Origin of the sequence: Algiphilus sp. (genome assembly GCF_023145115.1) — a bacterium.
Classification (GTDB): Bacteria; Pseudomonadota; Gammaproteobacteria; order Nevskiales; family Nevskiaceae; genus Algiphilus.
Map to the genome: position 1 here is coordinate 84410 of NZ_JAGLEJ010000001.1, position 13605 is coordinate 98014.

The 13605-nt window shown below is 70.3% G+C and carries 13 protein-coding genes; 4 read left to right on the forward strand and 9 right to left on the reverse strand.

The window, feature by feature from the left end:
• The first annotated feature begins 6 nt into the window (after positions 1-6).
• A complete protein-coding gene (locus KAH28_RS00350) occupies positions 7-888 on the forward strand; it encodes an outer membrane protein assembly factor BamD (protein ID WP_290573807.1) in 882 nt (293 codons plus the stop codon).
• Here the strand turns inward: KAH28_RS00350 and KAH28_RS00355 are convergent.
• The 3 genes from KAH28_RS00355 to sucC are packed head-to-tail and all read right to left on the reverse strand — an operon-like array spanning position 873 to position 4560.
• Positions 873-2486 carry an NAD+ synthase gene (locus KAH28_RS00355; RefSeq protein ID WP_290573808.1) on the reverse strand — a complete coding sequence of 538 codons (1614 nt, stop codon included), beginning with the start codon at positions 2484-2486 and terminating at the stop codon, positions 873-875. The two genes, KAH28_RS00350 and KAH28_RS00355, sit on opposite strands and share 16 nt — an antisense overlap.
• A 25-nt stretch (positions 2487-2511) precedes the next feature.
• Complete coding sequence (gene sucD / locus KAH28_RS00360) at positions 2512-3387, reverse strand: succinate--CoA ligase subunit alpha (RefSeq protein WP_290573809.1); 876 nt, start codon at positions 3385-3387, stop codon at positions 2512-2514.
• A 6-nt stretch (positions 3388-3393) separates the two neighbouring features.
• The gene (sucC, locus tag KAH28_RS00365) at positions 3394-4560 is read right to left on the reverse strand and encodes an ADP-forming succinate--CoA ligase subunit beta (RefSeq protein ID WP_290573810.1); all 1167 of its coding nucleotides are present in this window, start codon (positions 4558-4560) and stop codon (positions 3394-3396) included.
• Positions 4561-4676: 116 nt separating this feature from the next.
• On the opposite strand from sucC, the gene KAH28_RS00370 reads away from it, so the two are divergent.
• From KAH28_RS00370 to KAH28_RS00380, 3 genes are read left to right on the forward strand one after another with little or no spacing between them, the layout of a single operon-like run.
• Positions 4677-4889 carry a hypothetical protein gene (locus tag KAH28_RS00370; protein WP_290573811.1) on the forward strand — a complete coding sequence of 71 codons (213 nt, stop codon included), beginning with the start codon at positions 4677-4679 and terminating at the stop codon, positions 4887-4889.
• The gene (locus tag KAH28_RS00375; protein ID WP_290573812.1) at positions 4882-6456 is read left to right on the forward strand and encodes an ATP-binding protein; all 1575 of its coding nucleotides are present in this window, start codon (positions 4882-4884) and stop codon (positions 6454-6456) included. The genes KAH28_RS00370 and KAH28_RS00375 overlap by 8 nt, the downstream gene beginning before the upstream one ends.
• Positions 6453-7841: a sigma-54 dependent transcriptional regulator gene (locus KAH28_RS00380; protein ID WP_290573813.1), complete on the forward strand. Its 1389-nt coding sequence runs from the start codon at positions 6453-6455 to the stop codon at positions 7839-7841. The genes KAH28_RS00375 and KAH28_RS00380 overlap by 4 nt, the downstream gene beginning before the upstream one ends.
• On the opposite strand, the gene KAH28_RS00385 is transcribed toward KAH28_RS00380, so the two are convergent.
• From KAH28_RS00385 to KAH28_RS00410, 6 genes are all read right to left on the reverse strand, one after another.
• Complete coding sequence (locus KAH28_RS00385; protein WP_290573814.1) at positions 7819-9039, reverse strand: DUF4105 domain-containing protein; 1221 nt, start codon at positions 9037-9039, stop codon at positions 7819-7821. The genes KAH28_RS00380 and KAH28_RS00385 overlap by 23 nt on opposite strands.
• Positions 9036-9899, reverse strand: coding sequence for a transporter associated domain-containing protein (locus KAH28_RS00390; protein ID WP_290573815.1), 864 nt, complete (start codon positions 9897-9899; stop codon positions 9036-9038). Before KAH28_RS00390 ends, KAH28_RS00385 begins: the two co-directional genes overlap by 4 nt.
• Positions 9900-9941: 42 nt before the next feature.
• Complete coding sequence (gene ybeY, locus KAH28_RS00395; RefSeq protein ID WP_290573816.1) at positions 9942-10370, reverse strand: rRNA maturation RNase YbeY; 429 nt, start codon at positions 10368-10370, stop codon at positions 9942-9944.
• Positions 10367-11440: a PhoH family protein gene (locus tag KAH28_RS00400; RefSeq protein ID WP_290573817.1), complete on the reverse strand. Its 1074-nt coding sequence runs from the start codon at positions 11438-11440 to the stop codon at positions 10367-10369. The genes ybeY and KAH28_RS00400 overlap by 4 nt, the downstream gene beginning before the upstream one ends.
• Positions 11437-12738 carry a tRNA (N6-isopentenyl adenosine(37)-C2)-methylthiotransferase MiaB gene (gene miaB / locus KAH28_RS00405; RefSeq protein WP_366918097.1) on the reverse strand — a complete coding sequence of 434 codons (1302 nt, stop codon included), beginning with the start codon at positions 12736-12738 and terminating at the stop codon, positions 11437-11439. Before miaB ends, KAH28_RS00400 begins: the two co-directional genes overlap by 4 nt.
• Positions 12739-13134: 396 nt before the next feature.
• The gene (locus KAH28_RS00410) at positions 13135-13572 is read right to left on the reverse strand and encodes a low molecular weight protein-tyrosine-phosphatase (protein ID WP_290573819.1); all 438 of its coding nucleotides are present in this window, start codon (positions 13570-13572) and stop codon (positions 13135-13137) included.
• Positions 13573-13605: the final 33 nt, after the last annotated feature.

A 13605-nucleotide genomic window follows, 5' to 3' on the forward strand; every position in this document is an offset into this window, starting at 1 on the left:
GCCATATTGTGCACCAGCCTCCTGCTGGCCGCGTGCGCCAGCGACGGGTCCCAGATTCCCACCGGCTCCGACAACCCGTTCCGGCCCGACGACCGCATCAGCCAGCGCGAGCTCCGGCTGGCCGCGGACGAGCTCTACCGCTCGGCGCGCGCGCGACTGGACAGCGGCGACTATGCCGGCGCGCTGCAGCAGTACGAGCAGCTGCGCAGCCGCTACCCGTTCTCGGACTTCGCCACCCAGGCGCAGCTCGAATCGGTGTTCGCGCAGTACCGCAGCTTCCAGCCCGAGCAGGCCCTGGCGGGCGCCGACCGCTTCCTGCGCGAGCATCCACGCCATGAGGCGGTTCCCTACATGCTCTACCTGCGGGGCATGATCAACTTCGAACGCAACGCGAGCTTCTTCGACGATTCCGATCTGGTCGACACCACCAAGCGCGATGTCGGCTCGCTGCGTCGCGCCTTCGATGACTTCTCGCAGCTGATCGGCCGCTTTCCGGACAGCCCCTACGTCACCGACGCGCGCCAGCGCATGATCTATCTGCGCAACCGCATCGCGCAGAACGAAATGCACGTGGTGCGCTACTACTACGGACGTGGCGCCTGGCTGGCGGCGGCCCGCCGCGCCGAAGCGGTCATCGCCGAGTATCCGGGCGCGCCGGCGACACTGGACGCGGTCGAGATGCTGGCGCGCTCCTACGCCGAGCTGGGGCTCAGCGAGCAGGCCAGCGAGGCGCGCGAGCTGCTGGCCAAGGTGGAGCCGGTGCGCGCCCGGCGCGTGCCGGTCACGCCCGAGAAGAGCTGGTGGCAGAAGCTCTGGCCGTTCGGCGGCGATGACAGCGAGCAGGCCCCGGCACCCGAGGCCATGCCCGAGGATCAGAGCGTCTCGTAGCGCGCCGTGATCGGGAAGCGCCGGTCGCGCCCGAAGGCCACCGGCGTCACCTTGGGCCCCGGCGGCGCCTGCCGCCGCTTGTACTCGGCGCGCCGCACCAGTGCGGTGACCTGCGCCACGATGTCCGCATCGAAGCCCTGCGCGGCGATGGCCGATGGCGCCTGCTGCTCCTCGACGTAGAGCCGCAGAATCTCGTCCAGCACGGCGTACGGCGGCAGTGAATCCTCGTCGGTCTGGTCGGCGCGCAGCTCCGCGCTCGGTGGCCGGTCGATGACCCGCGCCGGAATGACCTCGACCTCGCGGTTGCGCCAGCGCGCCAGCCGCCAGACGTCGCCCTTGTAGACATCCTTGAGCGGCGCGAAGCCGCCGCACATGTCCCCGTAGAGCGTGGCGTAGCCGACCGCCATCTCGGACTTGTTGCCGGTGGTCAGCACGACGTGACCGAACTTGTTCGACATCGCCATCAGCAGGAGGCCGCGGATGCGCGACTGCAGGTTCTCTTCGGTGACGTCCGGCTCGCGACCGGCGAAGACGTCCCCGAGCATGTCGGTGACGGCGCCGAAGGCCGGCTCCACCGGGATGACGTCGTGCCGCGTACCCATGCGCCGCGCCTGCTCGCCGGCATCGTCGTTGGACATGCCGGCGGTGTAGCGCGACGGCATCGCCACCGTGCGCACGCGCTCGGCGCCGAGGGCATCGACCGCGATCGCCGCCACCACCGCCGAGTCGATGCCGCCGGACAGTCCGACGATGGCGCCCGGAAACCCGTTGCCATCGACGTAGTCGCGCACCGCGCGCACCAGACCGCGCCACAGCACGGCCATCGCCTCTTCGCCCTCGAACACCGGCCCGCGCAGCACGCCCTGCTCGCAATCCACCGGAAAGAGGTCGTCCACGAAGGGCGGGGAGACGAAGGTGGGCGCACCGCTGCCGTCGATGGCATGGGATGCGCCGTCGAAGAGCAGATCGTCCTGCCCGCCGACCAGATTCGCGTAGAGCAGCGGCAGACCGGTCTCGCGCGCCCGGGCGCGGACGATCTCGGCGCGCTGCTGCGCCTTGCCGCGCGTGAAGGGCGATGCATTGATGCTCACGATGAGCTCGGCACCGTCGGCCCGGGCCTGCTCGGCCGGCTCCGGGACCCAGAGATCCTCGCAGACCAGCAGGCCGATGCGCCGTCCGGCGCAGTCGAAGCACAGCGTGCGCTCGCCGGGCGTGAAGTGGCGCTTCTCGTCGAACACGCCGTAGTTGGGCAGTGCCTGCTTGTGGGTCCGCGCGACGCAGGCGCCGTCACGCAGCACGCTGGCACTGTTGCGGCAGATGCCGTCGTCGAAGCTGGGATGGCCGATGACGACCGTGATGCCGGAAACGGCCGCGGCGATGCGCGCCATCGCCGTCTCCACCGCTTCGGGGAGGCCGCTGCGCAGCAGCAGATCGTCCGGCGGATAGCCGACCAGCGCCAGCTCCGGGAAGACGACCAGCTGCGCACCGAGCGCATCGCGCGCATGCGCCAGGTCGGCGATCATGGCATCGGCATTGCCGGCGACGTCGCCGACGCGGAAGTGCCGCTGCGCGACCGCTATGCGCAAGGATCCGCTCATCGGCGACCCGGGGACGGCCCCGATCTCAGGCGCCGAGCTCCTTGGCGATGGCCGCGCCGAGGTCGGCGGGCGAGCGCACCGTGGTGACACCCGCCGCCTCCAGCGCCGCGAACTTGTCGTCGGCGGTGCCCTTGCCCCCCGAGACGATGGCGCCGGCGTGGCCCATGCGCTTGCCGGGCGGTGCCGTCACGCCCGCGATGTAGGCCACCACGGGCTTGCTGACATGGTCGCGGATGTACTCGGCAGCCTCCTCCTCGGAGGTGCCACCGATCTCGCCGACCATGATGACCGCCTCGGTCTGCGGATCCTGCTCGAAGAGCTTGATGCAGTCGATGAAGCCCATGCCGCGTACCGGGTCGCCGCCGATGCCCACGCAGGTCGACTGGCCGAGACCGTTCTGCGTGGTCTGCCAGACGGCCTCGTAGGTCAGCGTGCCGGAGCGCGACACGATGCCGACGCGGCCTTCCTTGTGGATGTGGCCGGGCATGATCCCGATCTTGCACTGGTCCGGCGTGATGATGCCAGGGCAGTTCGGCCCGATGAGCACGGCGTCCGGATAGTTCTTGAGGGCGGCCTTGACCCGCACCATGTCGAGCACCGGATTGCCCTCGGTGATGCAGACGATGATCTTCACGCCCGCGTCGGCGGCCTCGAGGATCGCGTCGGCGGCACCCGCGGCCGGCACGTAGATCATGGAAGCCTCGGCACCGGTCTCGCGCACGGCGTCGTGGCAAGTGTTGAACACCGGCCGGTCGAGATGCGTGCCGCCGCCCTTGCCAGGGCTGACGCCGCCGACGAGGTTGGTGCCGTAGCTGATGGCCTGCTCCGAGTGGAACGTCCCCTGCTTGCCGGTGAAGCCCTGGCAGATGACGCGCGTCTTGCTGTCTACGAGAATGCTCACGGTTCTTCAGCCTTCCTTGCTGGCGAGCGCGACCACGGTCTGGGCCGCCTCGGTCAGATCGTCTACCGGCGTGATCTTCAGGCCGCTGTTGCGCAGCAGCTCCTGGCCCTTCTCCATGTTGGTGCCCTGGAGTCGGGCCACCACCGGAACCTTGAGGCCGACCTGCTTGACCGCCTCGATGATGCCCTCGGCGATGAGGTCGCAGCGCACGATGCCGCCGAAGATGTTGACCAGGATGGCCTTCACGTCGCTGGAGCTGGTGATCAGCTTGAAGGCGTTGGTGACGCGCTCCGCGGTGGCACCGCCACCGACATCGAGGAAGTTGGCCGGCGCGCCGCCGTGCAGCTGGATGATGTCCATGGTGGCCATCGCCAGTCCGGCGCCGTTCACCATGCAGCCGATGTTGCCGTCCAGCGGCACGTAGTTCAGATCGTGCTGCAGCGCGATGCGCTCGCGCTCGTCCTCCTGGCTGAGATCGCGCATGGCGGCGATCTCCTTGTGGCGGAACAGCGCGTTGTCGTCGAAGTTGAGCTTGGCGTCCAGCGCGCGCAGGCTGCCGTCGCCGGTGACGATAAGCGGGTTGATCTCGACCAGGCTGGTGTCGAGCTCGGTGAACAGTCGGTACAGCCCGTCCAACAGCCTGGTGAACTGCGCGACCTGCTCCTTGTTCAGATCGAGGAAGAAGCCCAGCTGGCGCGCCTGATAGGGCTGCAGCCCGGCCGCGGGATCGACCTCGACGGAACGGATGCGCTCGGGCGTGCTGGCGGCGACCTCCTCGATGTCCATGCCGCCATCCGGCGACGCCATGAACACGACACGCTCGGTGCCGCGGTCGACCAGCGCCGAGAGATAGAGCTCGCGCGCGATGTCGGACGGCTCCTCGACCCAGACGCTGCCGATGGGCAGGCCCTCGGGGCCGGTCTGCTTGGTGACGAGGCGCTCGCCCAGCATGGCGCCGGCGGCATCGGCGGCGGCATCCGGGTCGTCGACCAGCTTGACGCCGCCGGCCTTGCCACGACCACCGGCGTGGACCTGCGCCTTGACGACGACACGACCGCCGAGATCCTTGGCGGCCTGACGCACGGCGTTGGGCTGGTCGGCGAGCTTGCCCTTGGGAACGGGAATGCCATAACGCTCGAAGAGCTCTTTGGCCTGGTATTCGTGCAGATTCATGCAGACTCCCTGCTGTTGCGAGCCGCCTGCGCCCCTCTTGACGGGAGCGGTTGCGGGTTTTCCACCAGTAACGCGCAGCGCGCACAATACCGGAATTCGTCGAATCGATCCCTGCGATGCTCCGACTGCTGCTGTTCCTCATCATCGGTTATCTCGTTTTCCGCGGCATCCGCTCGCTGATGCCGGCGCGGCAGATCGATCGCGATGCCGCCGACGAATCGGTGGCGGACCTGCGCGCCTGCGCCGGTTGCGGCACCTTCGTGGAGCGCCGCCACCTCGACGATGCGCTGCGCTGCAGCCGTTGTCGCGACGCGGACCGCGATGCCTGAGCGCGGCGCAGAGGACTGGCGCGTCCTGCGCGCCCTGTGCCTCTACCGGCTGGTGCTCGCGCCCGCGCTGGCCGCGGTCTTCTTCGGCGGTGTGGCACCGGATTTCCTGGGCCTGCGCCTGCCGGGCCTGTTCCAGGCGATGACCTACGCCTGGTTCGCCGCCGGCAGTCTGCTGATGATCGGCTACGTGACGCGGACGCCGCCGTTCGAGCACCAACTGGCGCTGCACGTGACCGCCGATCTCGCGGTCGTCGGCGGCCTGCTTGCCGCCAGCACCGGCATTTCCGGCGGCATGGGCGTGCTGCTGCTGGTGCCGGTGCTCGCCTACGGCCTGCTGCTGCGCCCGCGCCTCGCGAACCTGTGCGCCGCACTCGCCACCCTCACGCTGTTCGGCATCGAGCTCTGGCTGCAGTATCCGGACGACTGGACCGCAGCGCCGCTGACGCAGGCGGGCGCGCTCGGCGCGGTCCTCTTCGTGGTCGCGACCGCGGCCAGCACGGTGTCGGTGCGCGCCCGGCGCAGCGAGGCGCGCGCCGAGCAGGCGGGCAGCGCGCTCAGCGACCTCTCCCGCATCAACGACACCATCGTCGCCACCATGCGCTCCGGCGTGCTGGTGGTCGACGACATGCAGCGTCTGCGCACCCTCAACGACGCCGCCCGCGCACTGCTGCCCACACCCGGCGCCCAGATGGGTCAGGACCTGCGCCGGCTGAGTCCCGAGCTCGCCGCCGATCTCGCGCGCTGGCGCACCGGCCACACCCCTTCGACCCCGCTCCGGCTCGACGGACGCGAACTCATGGTGCGCTACACCGCGCTGGCGGCCGGCGATCACGCCCCGGTGCTCGTGCTGCTGGAGGACGCGCGGCGCGCGCGCGACGAGGCGCAGCGCCTCAAGCTCGCCGCACTCGGCCGGCTCTCGGCCTCGATCGCGCACGAGATCCGGAACCCGCTCTCGGCCATCACGCAGGCCACCGAGCTCCTCGAGGCGAGCAGCGACGCCGCGGAGGCGGCGGCGCTGCGCGCCGTCATCGAGCGTCACACGCGCCGCATCGACGGCATCGTCCGCGATGTCCTCGAGATCGGCCGGGGCCGCGCACCGGAACCCCTGAGCCGACCGCTGCGCGAGCTTCTCGAACAGGCCCACCGCCAGTTCCTGGAGGGCGACGGTGACTGCGCGACCCGGGTGGCACTGCACCTCGACCTCGATGCGCTGCCGCTCGACACCCGCGTGCACTTCGACGCCGACCATTTCTGCCGCATCCTGCACAACCTCTGGCGCAACAGCGTGGAGAGCGGCGCGCAGCGCATCGACCTGGTCGCGCAGCCGGCGAGCGGCCGCGTGCTGCTGCATCTGCGCGACGACGGTCCCGGCATCGGCGAGGCGCTGGGCGACCAGATCTTCGAGCCCTTCTTCACCACCAGCGCCAAGGGCACCGGCCTCGGTCTCTATCTCGCGCGCACGCTGTGCGAGGCCAACGGCGCGCAGCTGACGCTGAAGCCCGATGCGCCCACCGGCGCACACTTCGTCATGCAGGTGCCCGCCTCCATCCGGAGCGTCGCGGCATGAGCACGGCGCGCGTGCTGGTGGTCGATGACGAGCGCGACATCCGCGAACTGCTCGGCGTGGCGCTCGCGCGCATGCAGCTCGAGGCGGTACCGGCGGAGACCGTCGCCGACGGTCAGCGCCTGCTCGCGGAGGGCGACTTCGCGCTCTGTCTCACCGACATGCGCCTGCCGGACGGCAACGGCATCGCACTGGTGGAGCACATCCAGCAGCACCACCCCGGCGTTCCGGTGGCCGTGATCACCGCCTACGGCAACGCCCAGGCGGCGGTCGACAGCCTCAAGGCGGGCGCCTTCGACTTCGTCAGCAAGCCGCTGCAGCTCGAGCAGCTGCGCAAACTGGTGAACGACGCCCTGCGCCTGCCCGCGCGACGGCCCGACGCCTCGGCCGACGACAGCGGCCTGCTCGGCGATGCACCGGTCATGCACGCCCTGCGCGATCTGGTCACGCGGGTGGCGCGCAGCCAGGCACCGCTGCACATCAGCGGAGAGTCCGGCACCGGCAAGGAACGCGTCGCCCGCCTCGTGCATCGCCAGAGCGCGCGCGCCGACGGCCCCTTCGTCCCGGTCAACTGCGGCGCCATCCCGTCCGAGCTCATGGAGAGCGAGCTCTTCGGGCACGTGCGCGGCGCCTTCACCGGCGCGGCGCGCGACAACCCGGGTCTATTCCAGGCCGCCGAGGGCGGGACGCTGTTCCTCGACGAGATCGCCGAGCTGCCGCTGTCCATGCAGGTCAAGCTGCTCCGCGCACTGCAGGAACGGGTGGTTCGGCCGGTGGGCGCGCGCGACGAGATTCCCGTCAACGTGCGCATCATCTCGGCAACCAACGTCGACCTCGCCCAGTGTGTCGCCGACGGACGCTTCCGGCAGGACCTGTACTACCGCCTCAACGTCGTCGCCGTGCAGACCCCCGCGCTGCGCGAGCACCCCGAGGACATCCCCCTGCTCGCCGAGCACATCGTGCGCGCCATCGCGGACCGCCACGAGCTCGCGCAGCCGCCGGTCATCGACAGCGCCGCCATGCAGCGCCTGATGACGCACGGCTTCGCCGGCAACGTGCGCGAGCTGGAGAACGTGCTCGAACGCGCCATGACCCTGTGCACCGGCAGCACCATCACGGTCGGCGAACTGCGCCTGGAAGCACCGCGCAATCCGGCGAACGGCACCTCCGGCGCTCCCGCGTCCGCGACCGAACCCGCACCCGCGCCACCTCCGACGGAAGACGCCCCCGAACCGCAGTCCCTGGAAGCGCGCATGCAGGCCATGGAGCGCGACGCCATCGTCGAGGCGCTCGAGGCCACCCGCTGGAACCGCACCCGCGCCGCTGAACGCCTCGGCCTGAGCTTCCGCCAGCTGCGCTACAAGATCAAGAAGCTGGGGATCGAGTAGCAGCAGCCTGCCCGGCGGCCGTCCACCACAGCACCGCGTGCGCCGGCAGCCAGAACAGCAGGTGGTGGAGGTTGGCCTGCCAGAACGGCGCCGCGACGCCGAGCAGCGCGACCACCAGCAGCATGCCCAGGGCCGCGCGCTGCCAGCGGCGCAGCGGGTGTCCGCGCGCGGCGGTCCACAGCGCCGGCAGCGCTGCCCAGGCGAGCGGGTTGTAGAAGGCCATGTTGAGGTTGTACCAGCCCGCCCAGTGGGCGGTGGCGACGCCGATGAAGGCCATCACCAGCCCGGCCGTACCTGCGACGAGCAGCTGCGTGCCGCCCAGGATCAGCCACAGCGCACGCACCCGCCGCGTCGCCAGCAGCAGCACGACCCACAGCAGGCCGGCGCCGGCGAACCACGGCGCCAGCGCCGGCGGCTGTTCCGGCGGCACCGCCGCGGCGCGCGCCGGATCCCGCGCGACCAGCACGCGCTCCTGTCGCACCAGCGGTCGCGCCGGTTCCGATCCGCGCGCTTCCAGCGTGACACCGCGCACGGCTTCCTCCAGCACCTCCGGCACGAAGGTCTCCTCCCAGAGGGTGCGCGGTCTGTCGGCCGGCGGCCCGAGGATGAGATCGAGCGCCAGCATGAGCGGCGGATCGGGCGCGGTCAGGCGCAGCACCTGCTCGCGCAGCGTGAGCTCGGCGGGCGCGGCCTCGAGGATGCGCAGCGCGCCGCCGGTGACCATGTCGAGCGCGTCGCGCACGCGCGTCGAGCACGCCTGCAGGAAGTAGTCGTAGCGATACGCGGCGTTCTCCGGCCGGGCGTTCCACTCCAAGAAGGCGGCCAGTTCGCGCGCCTGGGTGGGCGACAGATCGAGCACCTGCTCGTGGAGCTCGCGCCCCTCGCGGTGGTACTGGGCGACGGTGCGCGACAGGGTGTCGGCCGCCAGGCGATAGTCCATGCGCCCGTAGACGAAGTTGGCCAGGAAGTTCTCCTGGCCGAAGTCGAAGTAGCCGTAGTTGTAGACCGTGCCGCCGCCGACGCCGTGGTCGCGCACCAGCAGCGCGTTGTGTCCGAACCGCTGCCAGTAGATCGCGCCCGGGCCGAAGGTCAGCAGGCTGATGCGCGGCGGCAGGTGATCGTCGGCCGGCGCGGTGCCCGGGACGGCCATCAGCAGGAGCGCGCCGAGCGCCGCGGCGCACGGCACGCGCCAGCTCATTCGGCGGCGCTCAGCGTGACCTGGAGCACGTGCACGCGACGCGAGTCGGCACGCTGCACGTTGAAGGTGAAGCTCTCGATGCGCAGGCTCTCGCCGCGCCGGGGCATGTGGCCGAAGTGGTGCGCGACCAGCCCGCCGACGGTGTCGAACTCCTCGTCCGAGAATCCGGCGCTGAAGTATTCGTTGAAGTCCTCGATGGGCGTCAGCCCTTGCACGAGGAAGCGGCGCTCGTCCTGCTTGAGGATCATCGCGCCCTCGGCTTCGTCGTACTCGTCGTCGATCTCGCCGACGATCTGCTCGATGACATCCTCGATGGTGACCAGCCCGGCGACGCCGCCGTACTCGTCGACCACGATCGCCATGTGATTCCGCCCCGAGCGGAACTCCTGCAGCATGATGCTGACGCGCTTGGACTCGGGCACGAACACGGCCGGACGCAGCAGGGCGCCGACATCGAAGCCGGGGGCGTCGGAACGCGAGAAGCGCAGCAGATCCTTGGCCAGCAGGATGCCGGTGATCTCGTCGCGCGAATGGCCGACCACCGGGAAGCGCGAGTGGCCCGACTCGACCACCGCCTCCAGCACCTGATCGAGGGTCCAGTCGTCCTCCAGCACGACCATCTGCGCGCGCGGAATCATGATGTCGCGCGCCTGGAGGTCGGCGGTCTCGAGCACACCCTCGATCATGGGCAGCGCCTCGCCCTCGATCAGCCCTTCGCTGGAGGCCTCGCCGAGGAACTCGAGGATGTCGCCGCGGTTGCGCGGCCCTCCCGCTATCGACTTGCCGAGGCGGCGGAACCAGTTGCCCCCGTCGCTGCGTTCCTGGCCGTTGCCGTTGCTACTTTCCGAGTCGTCGTTCATGAGTGAGGAAGGGCGCGGCCGGACGGCCGCGGTTTGGGAATCTCAGTATGGATCAGCGATTCCGAGGGCGGCGAGGATGCGGCGTTCCTCGGCCTCCATGGCCGCCGCCTCGTCGTCGTTCTCGTGATCATGGCCGCGCAGGTGCAGCACGCCGTGCACCACCATGTGGGCCCAGTGCGCGCGCGCCGGCTTGCCCTGCTCGGCGGCCTCGGCGGCGATCACCGGCGCGCACAGCACCAGGTCGCCGAGCATCGTCATGCCGGGCACCGGAGCCTGCGCCGGGAAGGAGAGCACGTTGGTCGGCCGGTCGCGGTCGCGATAGCGGTGGTTGAGCGCCCGCGACTCGGCCGCGTCGACGATGCGCAGGCAGAGATCGCCGTCGGCACCGGCGGCACGCGCGAAGCCGCGCAGGCTGTCCGCCGCCGGAATGCCGCGCGGCGGGACGCGGCGCTGGACGAGGATCTCGCTCACGGGCTGTCGCTGGCGTCGTCATCCTCATGCGCTTCATAGGCCTGCACGATGGCTTGCACCAGCGGATGGCGCACGACATCGGCGCGTCCGAAATAGGTCATGCCGATGCCGGGCACGGCGTCGAGCACCTGCAGCGCGTGCCGCAGGCCCGACTGCATGTTGCGCGGCAGATCGATCTGCGTGATGTCGCCCGTCACCACCGCCACCGACGAGAAGCCGATGCGGGTGAGGAACATCTTCATCTGCTCGCGGGTGGTGTTCTGCGCCTCGTCGAGGATGACGAAGGACTCGTTGAGCGTGCGCCCGCGCATGAAGGCCAGCGGCGCGATCTCGATGACCTGCTTGTCGATCAGCCGCGCCACGCGCTCGAAGCCGAGCATCTCGTAGAGCGCGTCGTAGAGCGGCCGCAGGTACGGGTCGACCTTCTGCGACAGATCGCCGGGCAGGAAGCCGAGCTTCTCGCCGGCCTCGACCGCCGGCCGCGTCAGCACGATGCGCCGCACCCGGTCGCGCTCCAGCGCATGCACCGCGCTGGCGACGGCGAGGTAGGTCTTGCCGGTGCCGGCGGGCCCGATGCCGAAGTTGACGTCGTTGGCCGCGATGGCCGAGAGATAGTCGCGCTGCTTCTGGGTGCGCCCGCGCACGATGCCGCGGCGCGTGCGGATGACGATCTCGCTGCCCGCCGGCTGCGGCGCCCCGGCTTCGCGCCCCTCGGATCCGTCGGTCTCCTCGTCGGCATCGGCGTGCGCATCGCCGGACGCGGCCGCGCCACCGGCGACCGACTCGGGCGGCGCGCTGTCCAGCGCCTCGGTGAGCGCCAGGTGCACGTTCTCGGTGGTCAGGGTCTGCGACTCGGTCTGCGCGTAGAGCCGGCGCAGCACGTCCTCGGCGCGCGCGATGCCGTCGTCCGGCCCCAGCAGCCGGAAGCGCGCGCCGCGGTTGCGGATCTCCACGCCCAGGCGCAGCTCCACCTGCCGGAGGTGGGCATCGAAGGGCCCGTTGAGGCTGGCCAGCCGGCGTGCATCATCCGGAGCCAGCTCGATATCGAGACTGCGCAGGGGGGTGTTCACGCGGTGGCGCCCGCCTCCGCCAGACGCCCGCGCAGCGAGTTGCTGAGCGCCTCGGTCACGGTGACGTCCACGAAGCGTCCGACGGCATCCGCCGGGGCATCGAAATTGACCCAGCGGTTGTTGGACAGTCGGCCCGCCATCTGGCCGTCGCCGCGGCGCGAGGGTCGCTCCACCAGTACCGGGAAAGTGCCGCCGACCAGACCGCGGCAGTATTCGTCGGAGAGCTGCCGGATGCGGTTCTGCAGGATCGACAGGCGCTCCTGCTTGACCGCTGGCGGCACGCCGTCGCGCAGGTTGGCGGCGGGCGTGCCCGGACGCGGGCTGTAGACGAAGGAGAAGGCACTGTCGAATCGCGCCTCGGCGATCAGGTCCATGGTGGCGCGGAAGTCGTCGTCGGTCTCGCCCGGGAAGCCGACGATGAAGTCCGACGACAGCGCAATGTCCGGCCGCGCCGCGCGCAGGCGGCGGATCTTGTCCAGATAGACCCCGGCGGTGTGATTGCGCTTCATCAGCTTGAGGACGCGGTCCGAGCCCGACTGCACGGGAAGATGCAAATAGTTCGCCAGCTTGGGCTCGTCGGCGAAGGCCTCGATCAGGCCGTCGTCGAATTCGAGCGGGTGCGAGGTCGTGAACCGGATGCGCTCGATGCCCTCGATGCGTGCCACGTAGTGGATCAGCAACGCGAGGTCGCAGGTGCTGCCGTCCCCGGCCGCGCCGCGATAGCCGTTGACGTTCTGCCCCAGCAGGGTGACCTCGCGGACCCCCGACGCCGCCAGCTGGGCGCACTCGACGAGCACATCGTGCAGCGGACGCGATACCTCCTCGCCCCGGGTGTAGGGCACCACGCAGAAGCTGCAGTACTTGCTGCAGCCCTCCATGATCGACACGAAGGCCGTGGGCCCGTCGGCGCGCGGCTCCGGCAGCCGGTCGAACTTCTCGATCTCCGGAAAGCTGACGTCGACGGCGGGCCTGCCCGAGGCGCGGGTGGCGTCGAGCAGCTGCGGCAACCGGTGCAGGGTCTGCGGACCGAAGACGACATCGACCAGCTGCTCGCGCCGGGCGATGGCCTCGCCCTCCTGCGACGCCACGCAGCCGCCGACCGCGACCTGGCGGCCGGGTCGCGCCGTCTTCCACTCGCGCCAGCGCCCCAGCTCCGAGAACACCTTCTCCTGCGCCTTCTCGCGCACCGAGCAGGTGTTGAGCAGCAGCAGATCGGCCTCGTCGGGCTCGGTCGTGCGCTGGTAACCGTCGGAAGCGGCGAGAACGTCGGCCATCTTGGCCGAGTCGTACTCGTTCATCTGGCAGCCGAAGGTCTTGATGAAGAGCTTGGGTGCCGGCCGCGGCGCATCCGCCGTGGCGTCGGGCGCCGGAGGCTCGGCGCCGTCGTGCAGCTTGGATGTGACCATCGATGCGGGCTGTGCCCGTGACCGCTGAATGGCCAAAAAGTGTACAGCAGGCGCGGGGCCGCCAGCCACACGCGCGCGCCTTTCATTGGCAACCGGCGGAGCAACCGGACGACGGGGGTCGCGGAAGGGCGCCGAATCCCGGAAAACGGTTACCCACAGATTTCGCAGATTGACGCCGATTTTCCTGGTTCTGGTGTGCGCTGACTCTGTCAGCGCCACCAGCTCGAACAATCCCCTGAATCTGTGAAATCTGTGGTTCCCCGCGTTCTCCTGACGATGCGCCTCCGCTCAGCCGATGCGCTGCAGCCAGTCGTCCACGCCCTGGTCGATGAGCGCCAGCGCGTGCTCGAAGGCGGCGCGCGGCTGGCGGTAGGGATCGGGCACATCGGCCTCGCCGCGCCAGTGCAGAAGGCGGAAGGTGCGTCCGCGCAGCTGCGGAAGGTGCCGGTGCAGCCAGTCGAGGTGCGAGCCGTCCAGCGCCAGCACCAGATCGGCCGCGGCCATCAGTCCGGAGGTCGCCTGCTTGCCCCTGTGCGGCGTGATGTCGATGCCGCGCTCGGCCATCAGCGCCACCGCGGTCGGGTCGGCCGGATGCCCCTCGAGGGCCCCGGTACCGGCCGAGAACACCTCGGTCAGCCGGTCGCCCGCGCGCTCGCGCAGCAGAGCCTCGCCCATCGGGCTGCGGCAGATATTGCCGGTACACACCACGCAGATGCGCGAGAACATGCAGTCTCCGTCAGGACTTGTAGGGGCCGCGCA